A 16,077-nucleotide genomic window follows, 5' to 3' on the forward strand; every position below is an offset into this window, starting at 1 on the left:
GCGCGATCAGTCCGGCGAGGGCGAGGGGCAGCGCGACGACGACGTACCGGGGCACCCGCCGGCGGCGTACCGGGGCACCCGCCGGCGGCGTACCCGGCGGGTGGTGAGTCTCGGTTCCTCGATCGCGTGTCTTCCGGAGTCGGACAACGGCCCTCCTGCCACTCAAGGGGGCAGGATCATCGGCGACCCCTTCGAACAGAGTCCCCGGAAGGGTCAATTCCGCGCCAACGGCGGCGAAATGACGCTCCCTCGCGGGTCAGGTTTCGGACGCGTGGGAGCGGTAACCCGCAGGAGCATGTCCCGATATCGCAACGGCGCGAACCAGGCCGGCACCGTCATCGCGGTTGTGGCCGACGTGATGGCCCTGATCCTGGGCCTGTGGATCCTGATGTACCTGCTGGACGCCAACCGCGGCAACGAGTTCGTCCAGTTCGTCCATGAGCTGGCCCGCTGGCTGGCGGGCTGGTCCCACGACCTGTTCACCTTCGACGAGGCATGGGCGAGGGTGGTGGCGGGCTACGGCCTGGCGGCGGTGGTGTACCTGTTCATCGGCCACGCGATAGCCAATCGCGTCCACCGCCGCTGAGGGAGCCGCCGACAGGAGCGCCCCGTCAGGAGCGCCCTGTCACGAGCGCCCTGTCAGGGACGCCCCTGACAGGGGCGCGGGAACCTGCGCGACCAGCCACACACGACGGGTCAGCCGCAGCAATCCACCTCGAGCCCCCAAGGCAGTTGCTCTCCCCCGAACACCGCGCACGTGGCCTCGTGCCCACCCAGCGCAGCCACCGCGAGCAGCAACGACCCGGCGGTCCAGGTCGTCAGCTCCTGAGGCCATATCGCCTGGTCCTCGAAGACGAATCCGGTCCAGTACAGCCCCGACTCCGAGTCCCGCAGATGCTGAATGGACTGGAGGATCTCCAGCGCCCGGTCGGACTCGCCCATCGCCCACAGCGCCAGGGCGAGTTCGGCCGACTCCCCGCCCGTCACCCACGGGTTGGGCACGACACACCGCACACCGAGTCCGGGCACGACGAACCGCTGCCAGTCCGCCTCTATGCGGGACTTGGCCTCCGTCCCGGTCAACGCGCCGCCCAGCACCGGGTAGTACCAGTCCATGGAGTAGCGGTCCTTGTCGAGGAACCGCTCCGGGTGGCGCCGTATGGCGTGCCGCAGGGCGCCCGCGGCGAGTTCCCAGTCCGGCTGTGCCTCCTCGCGTTGCTCGGCGATGGCCAGCGCGCAGCGCAGCGCCTGGTGGATGGAGGAGGAGCCGGTGAGGAGCGCGTCGGCGGTGGGGGTGCCGTCGTCGCCCTGCCGCCAGCCGATCTGGCCGCCCGGCTGCTGGAGCCGCAGCACCCATTCGACGGCCGCGTAGACGGTCGGCCACATGCGGTCGAGGAAGGTGTCGTCGCCGGTGGCGAGGTAGTGGTGCCAGACGCCCACGGCGATGTAGGCGACGAAGTTGGACTCGCGGCCGGTGTCGGTGACGTCGTCGAAGGCGCCGTCGGCGTAGGCGGCGTACCAGGAGCCGTCCTCGTTCTGGTGCCGGGCGAGCCACAGGTAGGCGCGCTCGGCGGCCTCGTGCTCACCGGCCGCGTCCAGGGCCATCGCGGCCTCGGTGTGGTCCCACGGGTCGAGGTGATGGCCCCGGAACCACGGGATCGCGCCGTCCTCCCGCTGTACGGCGAGGATGCCGGCGACGGTCGCGGCGGCCTGCTCGGCGGTGAGGACCCCGGGCAGGACGAGGTGTTCTGTCCGGGGGGTGGTCACTTGGCCGCCACCTGAGGCAGGTGCGGCTTGGTGGCGTAGGCGACGAAGCTCTTGCCGATGAGCGGGTTGAGCGCCTGTTCGGCGACCCGGGTGGCCAGCGGCTTCTTCATGATGTCCCAGACCAGCAGCTTGTGGTACGCCCGCACCGGCAGCGCCTTGTCGTTGTCGACGCCGAACGCGCACTTCAGCCACCAGTACGGCGAGTGCAGCGCGTGGGCGTGGTGGGTGCCGTACGGCTTCAGTCCCGCCTCGCGGATCTTGGCGAGCAGCTCGTCCGCCTTGTAGATGCGGATGTGGCCGCCCTCGACCTCGTGGTAGGCGTCGGAGAGCGTCCAGCAGACCTTCTCGGGGCCGTAGCGGGGCACGGTGACGGCGATCCGGCCGCCGGGCTTGAGCACCCGCACCATCTCGGCGAGCACACCCTTGTCGTCGGGGATGTGCTCCATGACCTCGGAGATGATGACGACGTCGAAGGACTCGTCGGGGAAGGGCAGCGCGAGGGCGTCGCCCTCCATGGCCGTCGCGGTGGCACCTTCCGGCGCCTCCCCGGCCTCCTTCATCGCGGCGAACCACTTGGCGACCTCGCGGATCTCCTCGCCGTTCTGGTCGAGGGCCACGACCTGGGCGCCGCGCCGGTAGCACTCGAAGGCGTGCCGGCCGGCCCCGCAGCCGAGGTCCAGGACTCGGTCGCCCGGGGCGAGCGGGAACCGGGAGAAGTCGACGGTCAGCACGTGGCCCTGCTTTCGCGATCGGATGCTCGGTTTACGACGTCAACATCTTCGGGCACCGCGGTCACCGGGCGGCGGGCGCCCCCGGCTATCGCCTCGCGGTAGCGGGCCACGGTTCCCTCGGCGGCCCGTGCCCAGGTGAAGTTCCGCAGCACGCGCTCCCGTCCGGCCGCGCCGAGCCGGGCGCGCAGGCCCTCGTCGCCGAGGAGCCGGCCGAGGCCCGCCGCGAGTGCGCCCGCGTCGCCCGGGGGTACGGCGAGGCAGGTCTCGCCGTCGCGTCCGGCGACCTCGGGGATGGCGCCGCCGGTGGTGGCGAGGAGCGGGGTCCCGGTGGCCATGGCCTCGGCGGCGGGCAGGCTGAAGCCCTCGTACAGGGAGGGCACGCAGGCGACCTGCGCCGAGCGCACCAGGTCGACGAGTTCGGCGTCGGAGATGCCCTTGACGAACTCGACGGCGCCTTCGAGGCCGTAGCGTTCGACGGTCTGGGCGACGGGCCCCTCGGTGGGGCGCTTGCCGACGACGACGAGGTGGGCGTCGGGGTGCTCGGTGCGCACCTTCGCCAGGGCTTCGACGAGGTGGACCAGGCCCTTGAGGGGGACGTCCGCGCTGGAGGTCGTGACGATCCGGCCGGGCACGACGGGCACGGAAGGGTCCGGGGAGAACAGATCGGTGTCGGCGCCGATGTGGACGACATGGATCCGGTCGTCGCGGACGCCGAGGTGGTCGACGATCTCCTGGCGGGAGGTGCCGGAGACGGTGAGCACGGACGGCAGCCGGCGGGCGACGCGCTTCTGCATCCGGGTGAAGGCGTACCAGCGGCGTACGGAGTAGCGGCGCTTCCAGCCGTCGGCGGCGTCGAGCTCCAACTGCCGGTCGACGGTGATGGGGTGGTGGATGGTGGTGACGAGCGGTGCGCCGACATCGCCCAACAGGCCGTAGCCGAGGGTCTGGTTGTCGTGCACGACGTCGAACTCGCCGCGCCGGGCGCGCAGATGGCGGCGGGCGCGCAGGGAGAAGGTGAGCGGCTCGGGGAAGCCTCCGGTCCACATGGTGGCGACCTCGAGGGCGTCGATCCAGTCGCGGTACTCGTCGCGCCCGGGGGTCCGGAAGGGGTCCGGGGAGCGGTAGAGGTCGAGGCTGGGCAGCTCGGTCAGGGTCAGGCCGTCGTAGCCCTCGTCGAGGACGGGGTACGGCTGTGAGCCGATGACCTCGACGCGGTGGCCGAGCCGGACCAGTTCACGCGACAGGTGCCGTACGTAGACACCCTGGCCGCCGCAGAACGGGTTCCCCTTATAGGTGAGGAGCGCGATGTCGAGCGGTCGCCCGCCGTCAGCGGCGAGGTCACTCCGGGACCCCGCCCGACTGGCCTCAGCGGTCACTCCGGGCCCCCTTCTGCCTGCACTGTCACGCGAGATTACGACGAGACGCTAATCTAGAACAAGTTTCAGACTTGATCGTTCGGGAGGCTCTGAATCTACCCGCAGGTAAGGGTGCCGAGAGAAGTGGATCAGGTGATTCACACCACGGCCCGCGTATGACCGGCCACCCTGCCATGCTGTGTGATCACCGACCCTCACCGACTGTCACGGAACGGGGCCATCCATGCCTGCGGACGAGACCACCCAGCGCCCCTCCCCGCTGACCGAGCGGCAGGAGGCCCGCCGCCGGCGCATCCTGCACGCGAGCGCGCAGCTGGCCAGCCGGGGCGGTTTCGACGCGGTGCAGATGCGGGAGGTCGCGGAGTCCTCGCAGGTCGCCCTCGGCACGCTGTACCGGTACTTCCCCTCCAAGGTGCATCTGCTGGTCGCCACCATGCAGGACCAGCTGGAGCACATGCACGGCACGCTCCGCAAGAAGCCCCCGTCCGGGGAGCGCCCGGCGGAGCGGGTCGCGGAGACCCTGATGCGCGCCTTCCGCGCGCTCCAGCGCGAGCCGCATCTGGCCGACGCGATGGTGCGCGCCCTGACCTTCGCCGACCGCAGTGTGTCCCCCGAGGTCGACCAGGTGTCCCGGCAGACGACGGCGATCATCCTCGACGCGATGGGCCTGACCGACCCCACGCCCGAGCAGCTGTCGGCGGTCCGCGTCATCGAGCACACCTGGCACTCGGCCCTGATCACCTGGCTCTCGGGCCGCGCGTCGATCGCCCAGGTGCGGATCGACATCGAGACGGTGTGCCGTCTGATCGACGTGACGGACCCGCGGCGGCCGTCGGGCTGATCACCTCAGGTCGCGCAGGAGGAGCCGGCCCGTGCCGTCCAGCTCCTCGCACCACGGTCCGTACAGGTCCGGCGCGGCCGGGTCGGCGACGATCGCCGCACCGGGCGCGAGGGCGGCCGCGTCGAGTGCGCACCGCATCCGCGTGCCCCGCCCGGCCGGCGGCACGAAGGCCTCCGGTGCCCCGAGCGGTCGGGCCCCCGCCAGCTCCTGCCGGACACCCCGCCCGTCCCGCCGGACCTCGACCACCGTGCGCGTGCTCAGCGCGGCCGCGGCCGCGCCGCACCAGCGGTCGGGGCCGATCAGCGAATCGAGGTAGCCGAGGCGCGGCATCCCGTCCTCGTCCAGGGCCTCGCAGGCGTCGTCACGGACGGAGAAGGCGAGGTCGCCGTGGATCTCCGCCACCACGGGCGAGTCGGGATGCAGGGCCCACCACCCGGCCGAGCACCCGCGTCGGGAGCCTCGGATCGTCCGGGCCGGCACCGAAGTACATGCCCGGCCACCGGCGTACGGCCGCGTCGAACGCCAGGACCTGGATCTGCGAGGCGTCGTACCGGGGATCCGTCACACCGGCACGCTACGACACCCGGCGGCACGCGAAAACCTACGAGACGGGTTCCCTTCGCCGGCATGGTCCGGATCAGGTGTTGGGGGTCGCCTTCCGGCCCGACTGCTGCCTTCCGGCCTCTCAGCCCTACCGTCGACGTCGGCCACAGCGGATGCCTTCGCGTCGCGCTACGGTCGGCTACTCCGGTCGGACTCCCTCACTCGCCTCGTAGGCCAATAACAGGATAAGACGGATGGAAGGGGATGAAACCCCCTGAGGGCAAGATTTTTCGGCCCCGAGGGGGATCTCACCCCGAGGGGGATCTCACCCCGAGGGGGATCTCACCCCGAGGGGGATCTCACCCCGAGGGGGATCTCACCCCGAGGGGGATCTCACCCCGAGGGGGATCTCACCCCGAGGGGGATCTCACCCCGAGGGGGATCTCGCCCCGAGGGGGATCTCAGTCCTCCGGAGGGAACACCGCCTCCCCGCTGTCGAGCAGGGTGATCGCGATCGCCTCCACCGGGCAGCTCTCCGCCGCCGTCAGCACGCGCTCGTTCGCGTCCGCGTCCGGGGCGACCGGGTGGGACTGACGGGCGGTGTCGAGACGGAAGCCGTCCGGGGCGTGGTGGATGCACTGGGCCGAGCCGATGCACAGCGAGCGGTCGACCTCCACGTGCCAACGGTCCCCCATGGCCCTCTCAGCCTTCCCAGCCCGCCGGCAGATGGATCATCTTGTGCTCGAGGTACTCGCCGAAGCCCTCGGGCCCGAACTCCCGCCCCAGTCCGCTGTTCTTGTAGCCGCCGAACGGGCCGAGCATGTCGAGGCTGAAGGTGTTGACGGAGTACGTCCCCGTACGGACCTGCCGGGCGATCCCGATGCCGTGCGCCACGTCGGCCGTCCACACGCTGCCGCTCAGCCCGTAGTCGGAGTCGTTGGCGATCTTCAGGGCCTCGGACTCGTCGCCGTAGGGGAGCAGACAGATCACCGGGCCGAAGATCTCCTCGCGGGCGATCCGCATGGAGTTGTCGACGTCGCCGAAGAGGGTCGGCTCGACGTACCAGCCGCGCTCCAGGCCCGCCGGACGGCCGCCGCCGGTGAGGACCTTGGCGCCCTCCTCCTGGCCGATGCGGATGTAGTCGAGGTTGCGGCGCTGCTGGCGCTCGGCCACCAGCGGGCCCACCTGGGTGGCCGGCTCCAGCGGGTCGCCGACGACGAGGGCGCTCGCCGCGGTGGCGAAGGCGTCGGCGAACTCGTCGTAGCGCGAGCGCGGCACCAGGATGCGGGTCTGGGCCACACAGGCCTGCCCGTTGTTCATCCAGGCGGCCGGGACGATCCCGGCGACCGCGGACTCCAGGTCGGCGTCCGGCAGCACGATCGCGGCCGACTTGCCGCCGAGTTCCAGCGTGACGCGGGTGAGGTTGCGCGCGGCCACCTCCATGACCCGCTTGCCGGCCGCGACCGAGCCGGTGAAGGAGACCTTGTCGACACCCGGGTGCCCGACCAGGTACTCGCTGATCTCGCGGTCCGCGGGCAGGATCGACAGCACGCCCTCCGGCAGCCCGGCCTCACGCGCGATGTCCGCCAGCAGATAGGCGTCCAGCGGCGACTCCGGCGACGGCTTGAGGATCACCGAGCAGCCGGTGAGCAGCGCGGGCGCGAGCTTGGCGGCGGCGACGAACTGGGGGACGTTCCAGGGGACGACGGCCGCGACCACGCCCACCGGCTCGCGCCGTACGAGGATCTTCCCGAGCACGCCGTCGCGGCGCTCCTCGTAGGTGAAGTTCCGGGCGACGGTGATCGCCGCGTCCCAGACCATCATCGCGCCGAGGGCCTGGGCGAGGACGCTCCAGGAGTACGGGGAGCCGTTCTCGGAGGAGATCACGCGGGCGATCTCCTCGTGGCGCATCGCGATCCCGTCCTTGATCCGGGTGACGACCGCGATCCGCTCGTCGAGAGAGAGCCGGGCCCAGGGCCCCTCGTCGAACGCGCGCCGGGCGACGGCGACGGCCCGGTCCACATCGGCCGCGGAGGCGTGCGGCACCCGCCCGATGACCTCCTCGGTGTGCGGCGAGATCACCTCGATGACGGCATCGCCCAGGGGGTCCGTCAACTCTCCGCCGATGAACAGCTTTCCGTGTTCCACGAGCTCAGCCATGGCCACTGCCTTCGTCCGCATCATTTCTGACGGTGTTTCAGAAACTGATACCAGTTCTAGTTATAGTGGGCAATGGCCATGGATCGGCCGGGGGACGGAGGGCAGATGACGGCGACGTTCGATCACGGCGGGGGTGTGCGGTCCCTGCGGGTGCCGATCCCCGACAATCCCCTGGGGTTCACGCTGGTGTATGTCGTGGACACCGACCGGGGGCCGGTGCTGGTCGACACGGGGTGGGACGACCCGGCGTCGATGGACGCCCTCGTCGACGGGCTCACGGCCTGCGATACGGCCGTGTCGGAGGTGCACGGGGTCGTCATCACGCATCACCATCCGGACCACCACGGGCTTTCGGGCAAGGTGCGGGAGGTCTCCGGGGCGTGGGTGGCGATGCACGCGGCGGACGCCTCGATCGTGCGCCGGGCGCGCGAGACCCGCGCCGAGCGCTGGTACACGTACATGGCGGCCAAGCTCGCCGCGGCGGGGGCCCCCGAGGAGCACCTCGCCCCGCTCCGGTCGGCCCGGCGCCGTACCCTCCCCGGGCTCTCGCCCGCGCTGCCCGACCGGGAGATCGTCCCCGGCGAGCTCCTCGAACTGCCCGGCCGCCGGCTGCGGGCGATCTGGACGCCGGGTCACACCCCCGGCCATGTCTGCCTCCACCTGGAGGAGGAGCACCCGGCCGGCCTCCCCGGTCATGGCCGGCTGTTCTCCGGGGACCATCTGCTCCCCGAGATCAGCCCCCACATCGGGCTCTACGAGGACCCCGACGACACCACCGTCACCGACCCCCTCGGCGACTACCTCGACTCCCTCGAACGCGTCGGCCGCCTCGCCCCCGCCGAGGTCCTCCCGGCCCACCAGCACCCCTTCACCGACGCCCCGTCCCGGGTACGGGAGCTGCTCACCCACCACGAGATGCGCCTCACCGGTCTCCTCACCCTCCTCGCCACCCCCCTCACCCCCTGGCAGCTCGCCGAACGCATGGAGTGGAACCGCCCCTGGGAGCGGATCCCCTACGGCTCCCGCACCATCGCCGTCTCGGAGGCGGAGTCCCATCTGCGGCGCCTGGTGAAGCTGGGGCGGGCGGAGGCGGTGGCGGGGAGCGATCCGGTGACGTACGTGGCCGCCTAGGGGAAGCCGGGGTTTCGCAGGAGCGGCGCCGTTCACGGAAGGGAACCGCTCCGTTCACGCCGTGGGCCTACGGTGCTCCCACCTCTGCCCCGGACCCCCAGGTGACGTCACCCATGGACCCGATCGCACAGCTTCTCGCCGAACGCGCCTGCCGGCGCCTGCTCCTCGACCTCGTCCGCCGCCTCGACCTCGGCGAACCCGGCTCCGTGGCCGAGCTGTTCACCGAGGACGGCGTCTGGACCTGGCCGGAGGGCGATCGACTGGTGAAAGGGCGCGCCGCCCTCCGCGCCCACTTCGGCACCCGCCCCGCCGACCAGCACGCCCGCCGGCTGATGGCGGACGTCCGCGTCGACGTGACCTCCCCGGACACGGCGAGGGCCACCTCGTACTTCACGACGTACCGCACACACACCGTCCCGCCGACGCCCCCGGCCCCGGCCCCGCCGCCCGTGGGGATCGGCCACTACGAGGACACCCTGCACCGCACCCCGGACGGCTCCTGGCTCCTCGCGGCCCGCACCCTGCGCCTGCCCCGCGACCGCCCCACGCCCCGCCTCTAGGACAGAGCTAGTGCCGCGGCAGGCAACGTTCGCCCCGTCGCGACGCCCGGCACGCACTCTCGCCGCACCGGCCGAAAGCCCAAGTACGTCCAGTACGAGGACTTCCGGCCGGCACGCCGAGAGCACGCACCGGACGCCGCTCCTTGACGGGCAGACGTTGCCTGCCGCGGCACTAGGACCTGCCCGGGGCCGACAGCGACCGGATCAGCTCCCCCGCCTCCCCCAGCAGTTGGACCTCCTCCTCGCTCATCGTCGGATTCGCCGCCCGGCGCCGCAGCGCCTCCCTCAGGCCCTCCTCGTCGAGCCCGGAAGGGTCGGCCAGCAGCGCCGTCAGGGTCGCGCGGGCCGCCGCGGCGTACGGCTCGGCGGAGACGGCGGCCTGGGCGAGGATCACCGCGGACATGCCCCAGTCCAGGCCGGGGTCGCCGTCCTGCGCGGTGCCCCAGTCGATGACCCGGGGACCGTCGGCGGTGAGGATCACGTTCTCGGGGTGGAGGTCGAGGTGCAGGACGCGCAGCTCCGGCCTGGACGGGGAGCGGCCGGGCACGGCGTGCAGCTCGCGCAGCAGCCGGGCGAGGAGGGCGCCCGCCGTCGCGGAGTCCAGCGTGCCCGCCGCGAACGCCTGGAGCATCGTCGGCCCCTCCAGCCGCTCCATCACCAGGTCGGTGCGCGAGGCGGTGGTGCGTACGGCGGGCGCGGGATAGCCGTGCCGCCGTACGTGCTCCATGACCGCCGCCTCGGCGGCCGCGTCGAACCAGCCCTCCCGGTCGCGGCGCAGCACCCACGCCCCGTCGATCTCGTACACGTCCGCCGTCCGGCCGGAGCCGAGCAGTCTGCCCGGGACCGGCGCCCTCCCCGCAGTGGTCATGGCCAGAACCTAGCGGTCTGCGGCGAGCTGCGGCGCATGCCTCACAGCCACCCCTCAGGGTGCCGGCTACCAGCCGGTACAGTGTGCGGGTCGTCATCACACCCGTACGGGGGGAAGCCGGTGCAAACCCGGCGCTGACCCGCAACCGTGAGCCACCGCCAGGTGGCGAGCCGGACTGCCCCGTACGGAAGTTGACCGGCTCTCGTGCGCGGCGTCCCGCCGTCGTACGGCACCGTCGAGGTCTACGGAGTCGAGCCGCCGGGGTGTCCCGTGCTGCCCGGCTCCCGGACCTCCCGACCGGGAGAGGCACCCGCCGATCATGAAGTTCCGCCGCAGCGCCGCGGCCGCCCTCGGTACCGGCGCGACCGCCACCGCGACCCTTCTCGCCGTGATCGGCGGCTCCGTCCCCGCCACCGCCGCCACCCCCTCGCCGTCCGCGTCCGCCGCCCTGCCCGACGGGCTGTACGGCACCGGCGACCCGACGTACGACGGTGTGTGGCGCCAGTCGCTGGCGCTGCTCGCCCAGCGCACGGTGGGCGTGTGGCCCGCGCGCGAGTCGGTGGCCTGGCTGGCGGGGCAGCAGTGCACGGACGGCTCCTTCGCCGCGTTCCGCGCGGACCCGGCGAAGGTCTGCGACGCCAGGACGATGGTGGACACCAACAGCACGGGTGCGGCCGTCCAGGCGCTGGCCGAGATCGGCGGCCACGAGGCCCGGGTCAAGAAGAGCGTGGCCTGGCTGAAGTCCATCCAGAACGCGGACGGCGGCTGGGGCTACTCCCCCGGCGGGGCCACCGACGCCAACTCCACCTCGGTCGTCATCGGCGCGCTCGCACAGGCCGGCGAGACGGTGCCGGACGTCCGCAGGAACGGCAGGTCCCCGTTCGACGCCCTGGCCAAGCTCGCCCTGCCCTGCACGGGCGAGGACGCGGGGGCCTTCGCCTTTCAGCCCGACACCAAGGGTGCTCTCGTGGCCAACGCGGACGCGACGGCGGCGGCCGTGCTCGGGATGAACGGCGAGACCCTGGCCGTGACCCGCCAGGGCGACGCCGGCTCCGCGCCGGCCTGCGACAAGGTTCCCGCCGACGAGCCCGAGCAGGCCGGGGACAACGGCGCCGCCTGGCTGGCCCGGGCCCTCGCCGAGGACGGCCACCTCACGTCCGCGCTGCCCGGCGCCGAGGACCAGCCCGACTACGGCAACACCGCCGACGCGGTCGTCGCCCTGTCCTCCGCCCACCTCGACGACCAGGCCGCCGTGCCCCTGCGCTGGCTGGAGGCGCACTCCGCCGACTGGGCCGCCCAGGCCGGCCCGGCCGCGTACGCCCAGCTGGTCTTCGCGGCGAACGCCGCACGGGACGGCGACGTCCACGACTTCGGCGGCCGGGACCTGGTCGCCCTGCTCAACGCGACGGGCCCGGCACCCGAGAGCACGGACGAGACCGGGACGGCCGGCCAGAGCACCGACGAGGACAGAGAAGATGAAAAGGACAAGAAGGACGACGGGGGCGGTCTGAGTACCGTCTGGGCCGTCGGCGCCGGTCTCCTCGTCGGCGCGATCGCCGGCTTCGTCCTGATCGGCCGCGGCCGGAAGCGGCAGCGGCCGTGATCCGCCCCGCCCGCGCCCTGCTCCTGTCCGCCCTGGCGCTCCTCCTCCTGGCCGCGGCCCCGGCCCACGCCACCGGCTACCGCTACTGGTCCTTCTGGGACCGCACCGGCGACCACTGGACGTACGCGACCGAGGGCCCAGGGACGGCCCGCCCGGTCGACGGCACCGTCCAGGGCTTCCGTTTCGCGGTCAGCGCGGACTCCGCCGACGCGCCCCGCCCCCGCGGCGCGGCCTCCTTCGGCGCGATCTGCGCCCGTACGCCCGCCACGTCCGGCACGAAACGCATCGCCCTGGTCATCGACTTCGGCACCAGGTCCGACGCCCCCTCGGGCGACACCCCGCCCACCCTCCGCTGGGCCTGCGCCCGGGTCCCCCCGGGCGCGACCACCGCCGAGGCCCTCGCCACGGTCGCCGAACCCCTCCGCTACGACACCAACGCCCTTCTCTGCGCCATCGCGGGCTACCCGAGGACGGGCTGCGGGGAACAGGTGTCGGCGACGGAGAAGAAGACCGCCGCCCAGGACACCGGCCCATCGGTGGGCGTCCACGCGGGCGCGGCAGCGGTGGCGGCACTGGCAGCGGCGGCGATCTGGCAGGCCCGGCGGCGCAGGCATGCCTAGTGCCGCGGCAGGCAACGTCTGCCCGTCAAGGAGCGGCGTCCGGTGCGTGCTCTCGGCGTGCCGGCCGGAAGTCCTCGTACTGGACGTACTTGGGCTTTCGGCCGGTGCGGCGAGAGTGCGTGCCGGGCGTCGCGACGGGGCGAACGTTGCCTGCCGCGGCACTAGCGCGCGCAGCGGCACCCTGCCGGCGCGGACAGGCGAAACACCCCGCACACGACTGCACCCCGGTGCCTGGTGGCTCTGGTCCCTCTCCCTCGGCACGGCAGCCACCCGCACCACCAATCCCCTCCTCCTCTCCCTCCTCCTCGCCACCTCCGCCTACGTCGTGGTCACCTGCCGCCCCCGCACCCCCGCCCCCTGGGCCCGCTCCTACCCCGCCTTCCTCGAACTCGCCCTCGCCGTCATAGCCATCCGGCTCCTCTTCACCGTCGCCCTCGGCTCCCCCGTCCCCGGCAGCCACACCCTCCTCACCCTCCCCGAGGTCCCCCTCCCCACCTGGGCGCAGGGCATCCGCCTGGGCGGCCGGGTCACCGCCGAGGCTCTCCTCTTCTCCTTCTACGACGCCCTCCGCCTCGCCACCCTCCTCGTCTGCGTCGGCGCGGCGAACGCCCTCGCCAGCCCGTCCCGGCTGCTCACATCGCTCCCCGGCGCCCTGTACGAGACCGGGGTCGCCGTGGTCGTGGCGCTCACCTTCGCCCCGAACCTCATCGCCGACGTCCACCGCCTGCGCGCCGCCCGCCGTCTGCGAGGCCGCCCGGACCGGGGCGTACGGGGCCTGCTCCAGGTGGGCCTGCCGGTCCTCGAAGGCGCCCTCGAACGCTCCGTCGCCCTCGCCGCCGCGATGGACGCCCGCGGCTACGGCCGTACCGCCGAGGTCCCCGCCCCCGTCCGCCGTACGACGGCCGTCCTCACCCTCGGCGGCCTGCTCGGCGTGTGCGCGGGAACGTACGGACTCCTCACCGCGGCCGGAGCGGCGTACGGCCTGCCCCTCCTCCTCGCCGGTCTCGCCGCCGCGCTCGCCGGACTGCGCCTCGGCGGCCGCCGCTCCCCCCGCACCCGCTACCGTCCCGACCGCTGGACCCCGCGCGCCCTGCTCGTCGCGGCCTCCGGCATGGCGACGGCCGCCCTCCTCACCCTCGCCGCCACCGCGGACCCGGCGGCCCTGCACCCCGGTGTCGTCCCGCTCACCGCACCCACCCTCCCCCTCTGGCCGGCCGCGGCGGTCCTCCTCGGTCTCCTGCCCGCCTTCCTGTCCAAGGAGCAGCCGTCGTGATCCGCTTCGAGCAGGTGTCCGTGACCTACGACGGCCTGCCCCATCCCAGCCTCCGCGATGTCGACCTCACCATCCCCGAGGGGGAACTCGTCCTCCTCGCGGGCCCGTCCGGCGCCGGCAAGTCCACGCTCCTCGGCGCGGTCTCGGGCCTGGTGCCGCACTTCACCGGCGGCACCCTGCGCGGCCGGGTCACGGTCGACGGCCGGGACACCCGTACCCACAAGCCGCGCGAACTCGCCGATGTCGTGGGCACGGTGGGCCAGGACCCGCTGTCCCACTTCGTGACGGACACGGTGGAGGACGAACTGGCGTACGGCATGGAGTCGCTCGGCCTGCCGCCGGCCGTGATGCGGCGCCGGGTCGAGGAGACCCTCGACCTCCTCGGCCTCGCCGCCCTGCGCGACCGGCCGCTCACCGCGCTCTCCGGGGGCCAGCAGCAGCGCGTCGCGATCGGCTCGGTCCTCACCCCGCACCCTCGGGTGCTCGTCCTCGACGAACCGACCTCCGCGCTCGACCCGGCCGCCGCCGAGGAGGTCCTCGCCGTCCTCCTGCGCCTCGTCCACGACCTCGGTACGACGGTGCTGCTCGCGGAACACCGGCTGGAACGCGTCCTCCAGTACGCCGACCGGGTCGCCCTCCTCCCGGCCCCGGGAGCGGCCCCGCGCCTGGGCACCCCGGCCGAGGTCATGGCCGTGTCGCCGGTGTACCCGCCGGTGGTGGACCTGGGGCGGCTGGCGGGCTGGTCCCCGCTGCCCCTGACGGTGCGCGACGCCCGCCGCCGGGCGGCCGGCCTGCGCGCACGCCTCGACGGGGCCGAGCCCCGGACACCCGAGGCGCCCCACCCCGTACAAGCCCACCCCGTACAAGCCCACCCCGTTCAAGCCCACCCCGTACAAGCCCACTCCCCACAGGCCCACTCCGTGCGGACGCCTCCTGCCCGTCTCCCCACCCGCCGTCTCTTCCGCAGAACCGCCCCGGCCCCCGTCACCACCCCCGCACCCCCCGCCGAAGCCCGCGCCCTCTCCGTCCGCCGCGACCGGATCCAGGCGCTGCGCCGCGTCGACCTCACCGTCGCCCCCGGCGAGACCGTCGCGCTGATGGGCCGCAACGGCGCCGGGAAGTCCACCCTGCTCTCCGCCTTCACCGGTCTCGTCGAGCCGTCCGCCGGGACGGTCCGCGTCGGCGGCGCGACCCCGCACCGCACTCCGCCCCGTGATCTCGTGCGCCGGGTCGGTCTGGTGCCGCAGGAACCCCGTGACCTGCTGTACGCCGACACGGTCGCCGACGAGTGCGCGGCGGCCGACCGGGACGCCGGGGCCGCCTCCGGCACCTGTCGTGACCTGGTCGGCGAGCTGCTCCCCGGCATCACCGACGGCACGCACCCGCGGGATCTGTCCGAGGGGCAGCGGCTGACGCTGGCGCTCGCCGTCGTCCTGACCGCCCGCCCGCCGCTGCTCCTGCTGGACGAGCCGACCCGGGGCCTGGACTACGCGGCGAAGGCCCGGCTGGTCGGCGTGGTGCGGGGGCTCGCGGCGGACGGGCACGCGATCGTCCTCGCCACGCACGATGTGGAGCTGGCCGCCGAGCTGGCCCACCGGGTGGTGCTGCTCGCCGAGGGCGAGGTGATCGCCGACGGTCCGACGGCGGAGGTGGTCGTCTCCTCGCCGTCCTTCGCCCCGCAGGTGTCGAAGATCCTGGCCCCGAGGCCATGGCTCACGGTCGCGCAGGTGAGGGAGGCGCTGGCATGAGAGCCGTCCCCCTCGGCCCACGCTCCCTCCTGTCCTTGCTGCTGGTCGGCGCGGTGGGGGTGATCGCCTTCGGCTGGCCGTTCCTCGCCCCGCCGGCCTCCGCCCTGAACGCCCACGCGCAGGACGCCCCCTGGCTCTTCGCGGTGCTGCTGGTGCTGCTGGTGGCGGTGGTCGCGGCGACGATCTCGGAGTCCGGGCTCGGCGCGAAGGCGGTGGCCATGCTGGGCGTGCTCGCCGCCACGGGGGCCGCGCTGCGCCCGATCGGGGCCGGCACGGCCGGTATCGAGCCGATGTTCTTCCTGATGGTGCTGAGCGGGCGGGTCCTCGGCCCGGGCTTCGGGTTCGTCCTCGGCTCGGTCACGATGTTCGCGTCCGCCCTGCTCACGGGCGGGGTGGGCCCCTGGCTGCCGTTCCAGATGCTGGCGATGGGCTGGTTCACGATGGGCGCGGGCCTGCTCCCGGGCCGGGCGGGCCTGAGGGGCCGTACGGAACTGGCGCTGCTCTCCCTGTACGGCTTCCTCGCCGCCTTCGCCTACGGGACGGCGATGAATCTGGCGGGCTGGCCCTTCATGGGCACGCTGGCCTCGGGCATCGCCTTCGACCCGGACGCGGCGGTCTCCGCCAACCTGGCCCGTTTCGTCGCGTACTGCGTGGCGACCTCGCTGGGCTGGGACCTGGGACGGGCGGTCGTGACCGTGGTGCTGACGCTGACGGTCGGTCCGGCCGTGCTCAGGGCGCTACGCAGAGCCACCCGACGGGCCGCGTTCGAGACCGGGGTCACTTTCCAGGACCGTTGACCGGTGAACCACCCCACATGACTCACATCACCTACTAGCCACGCTAGTGGTGCATATCG

General features: G+C 73.2%; 16 protein-coding genes and 1 riboswitch. Of the genes, 9 read left to right on the forward strand and 7 right to left on the reverse strand.

Annotated elements, in window-relative coordinates; all coding sequences use genetic code 11:
- Window positions 1–295 precede the first annotated feature (295 nt).
- Window positions 296–586, forward strand: a complete 291-nt coding sequence (locus AQJ64_RS07445; protein WP_055635449.1) for a hypothetical protein — start codon at window positions 296–298, stop codon at window positions 584–586.
- A 110-nt stretch (window positions 587–696) separates the two neighbouring features.
- Here the strand turns inward: AQJ64_RS07445 and AQJ64_RS07450 are convergent, their stop codons facing one another.
- From AQJ64_RS07450 to AQJ64_RS07460, 3 genes are read right to left on the reverse strand one after another with little or no spacing between them, the layout of a single operon-like run.
- Window positions 697–1,767 (reverse strand): prenyltransferase/squalene oxidase repeat-containing protein, encoded by a 1,071-nt coding sequence (locus AQJ64_RS07450; RefSeq protein WP_055635450.1) that lies wholly within the window; start codon window positions 1,765–1,767, stop codon window positions 697–699.
- The gene (locus tag AQJ64_RS07455; protein WP_055635451.1) at window positions 1,764–2,498 is read right to left on the reverse strand and encodes a class I SAM-dependent methyltransferase; all 735 of its coding nucleotides are present in this window, start codon (window positions 2,496–2,498) and stop codon (window positions 1,764–1,766) included. The genes AQJ64_RS07450 and AQJ64_RS07455 overlap by 4 nt, the downstream gene beginning before the upstream one ends.
- Window positions 2,492–3,874, reverse strand: a complete 1,383-nt coding sequence (locus tag AQJ64_RS07460; RefSeq protein WP_055635452.1) for a glycosyltransferase family 4 protein — start codon at window positions 3,872–3,874, stop codon at window positions 2,492–2,494. Before AQJ64_RS07460 ends, AQJ64_RS07455 begins: the two co-directional genes overlap by 7 nt.
- A 223-nt stretch (window positions 3,875–4,097) precedes the next feature.
- Between AQJ64_RS07460 and AQJ64_RS07465 the strand changes: the two genes are divergently transcribed.
- A complete protein-coding gene (locus AQJ64_RS07465; protein WP_055635453.1) occupies window positions 4,098–4,715 on the forward strand; it encodes a TetR family transcriptional regulator in 618 nt (205 codons plus the stop codon).
- Here the strand turns inward: AQJ64_RS07465 and AQJ64_RS48950 are convergent, their stop codons facing one another.
- The 3 genes from AQJ64_RS48950 to AQJ64_RS07480 all read right to left on the reverse strand — a co-directional run bounded on the left by AQJ64_RS48950 (window position 4,716) and on the right by AQJ64_RS07480 (window position 7,418).
- A complete protein-coding gene (locus AQJ64_RS48950) occupies window positions 4,716–5,120 on the reverse strand; it encodes a hypothetical protein (protein WP_055635454.1) in 405 nt (134 codons plus the stop codon). It abuts the gene before it with no gap.
- Window positions 5,121–5,719: 599 nt separating this feature from the next.
- A complete protein-coding gene (locus AQJ64_RS07475) occupies window positions 5,720–5,953 on the reverse strand; it encodes a ferredoxin (RefSeq protein ID WP_055635455.1) in 234 nt (77 codons plus the stop codon).
- Window positions 5,954–5,960: 7 nt separating this feature from the next.
- Complete coding sequence (locus AQJ64_RS07480) at window positions 5,961–7,418, reverse strand: aldehyde dehydrogenase (RefSeq protein ID WP_055635456.1); 1,458 nt, start codon at window positions 7,416–7,418, stop codon at window positions 5,961–5,963.
- A gap of 105 nt (window positions 7,419–7,523) precedes the next feature.
- On the opposite strand from AQJ64_RS07480, the gene AQJ64_RS07485 reads away from it, so the two are divergent.
- Complete coding sequence (locus tag AQJ64_RS07485) at window positions 7,524–8,549, forward strand: Strvi_7410 family MBL fold metallo-hydrolase (RefSeq protein WP_055635457.1); 1,026 nt, start codon at window positions 7,524–7,526, stop codon at window positions 8,547–8,549.
- A gap of 113 nt (window positions 8,550–8,662) precedes the next feature.
- Complete coding sequence (locus AQJ64_RS07490; RefSeq protein ID WP_055635458.1) at window positions 8,663–9,109, forward strand: nuclear transport factor 2 family protein; 447 nt, start codon at window positions 8,663–8,665, stop codon at window positions 9,107–9,109.
- 172 nt (window positions 9,110–9,281) lie between these two features.
- Here the strand turns inward: AQJ64_RS07490 and AQJ64_RS07495 are convergent, their stop codons facing one another.
- Window positions 9,282–9,977: a phosphotransferase gene (locus AQJ64_RS07495; protein WP_055635459.1), complete on the reverse strand. Its 696-nt coding sequence runs from the start codon at window positions 9,975–9,977 to the stop codon at window positions 9,282–9,284.
- Between the two features lie 64 nt (window positions 9,978–10,041).
- A riboswitch (cobalamin riboswitch) is annotated at window positions 10,042–10,215 on the forward strand.
- An 81-nt stretch (window positions 10,216–10,296) separates the two neighbouring features.
- Here AQJ64_RS07495 and AQJ64_RS07500 point away from each other — a divergent pair.
- From AQJ64_RS07500 to AQJ64_RS07520, 5 genes are all read left to right on the forward strand, one after another.
- On the forward strand, window positions 10,297–11,580 hold the full coding sequence (locus tag AQJ64_RS07500) for an SCO2321 family membrane protein (RefSeq protein WP_055635460.1): 1,284 nt from the start codon (window positions 10,297–10,299) through the stop codon (window positions 11,578–11,580).
- Window positions 11,577–12,200, forward strand: coding sequence for an SCO2322 family protein (locus tag AQJ64_RS07505; RefSeq protein ID WP_055635461.1), 624 nt, complete (start codon window positions 11,577–11,579; stop codon window positions 12,198–12,200). The genes AQJ64_RS07500 and AQJ64_RS07505 overlap by 4 nt, the downstream gene beginning before the upstream one ends.
- A gap of 181 nt (window positions 12,201–12,381) precedes the next feature.
- Window positions 12,382–13,473 carry a CbiQ family ECF transporter T component gene (locus AQJ64_RS07510; protein WP_059202529.1) on the forward strand — a complete coding sequence of 364 codons (1,092 nt, stop codon included), beginning with the start codon at window positions 12,382–12,384 and terminating at the stop codon, window positions 13,471–13,473.
- Window positions 13,470–15,221 carry an ABC transporter ATP-binding protein gene (locus AQJ64_RS07515; protein ID WP_059202499.1) on the forward strand — a complete coding sequence of 584 codons (1,752 nt, stop codon included), beginning with the start codon at window positions 13,470–13,472 and terminating at the stop codon, window positions 15,219–15,221. Before AQJ64_RS07510 ends, AQJ64_RS07515 begins: the two co-directional genes overlap by 4 nt.
- A complete protein-coding gene (locus AQJ64_RS07520) occupies window positions 15,218–16,018 on the forward strand; it encodes an ECF transporter S component (RefSeq protein ID WP_055633155.1) in 801 nt (266 codons plus the stop codon). Before AQJ64_RS07515 ends, AQJ64_RS07520 begins: the two co-directional genes overlap by 4 nt.
- Window positions 16,019–16,077: the final 59 nt, after the last annotated feature.

The organism is Streptomyces griseoruber, from assembly GCF_001514205.1.
GTDB classification, from domain to species: Bacteria; Actinomycetota; Actinomycetes; order Streptomycetales; family Streptomycetaceae; genus Streptomyces; species Streptomyces griseoruber.

Excerpts from the sequence above, each read along its gene's own strand:
- AQJ64_RS07480 (WP_055635456.1), bottom strand. The coding sequence starts at position 7,418 with ATGGCTGAGCTCGTGGAACACGGAAAGCTGTTCATCGGCGGAGAGTTG.
- AQJ64_RS07500 (WP_055635460.1), top strand. The coding sequence starts at position 10,297 with ATGAAGTTCCGCCGCAGCGCCGCGGCCGCCCTCGGTACCGGCGCGACC.
- AQJ64_RS07485 (WP_055635457.1), top strand. The coding sequence starts at position 7,524 with ATGACGGCGACGTTCGATCACGGCGGGGGTGTGCGGTCCCTGCGGGTG.
- AQJ64_RS07520 (WP_055633155.1), top strand. The coding sequence starts at position 15,218 with ATGAGAGCCGTCCCCCTCGGCCCACGCTCCCTCCTGTCCTTGCTGCTG.
- AQJ64_RS07475 (WP_055635455.1), bottom strand. The coding sequence starts at position 5,953 with ATGGGGGACCGTTGGCACGTGGAGGTCGACCGCTCGCTGTGCATCGGC.
- AQJ64_RS07495 (WP_055635459.1), bottom strand. The coding sequence starts at position 9,977 with ATGACCACTGCGGGGAGGGCGCCGGTCCCGGGCAGACTGCTCGGCTCC.
- AQJ64_RS07465 (WP_055635453.1), top strand. The coding sequence starts at position 4,098 with ATGCCTGCGGACGAGACCACCCAGCGCCCCTCCCCGCTGACCGAGCGG.
- AQJ64_RS07490 (WP_055635458.1), top strand. The coding sequence starts at position 8,663 with ATGGACCCGATCGCACAGCTTCTCGCCGAACGCGCCTGCCGGCGCCTG.
- AQJ64_RS07445 (WP_055635449.1), top strand. The coding sequence starts at position 296 with ATGTCCCGATATCGCAACGGCGCGAACCAGGCCGGCACCGTCATCGCG.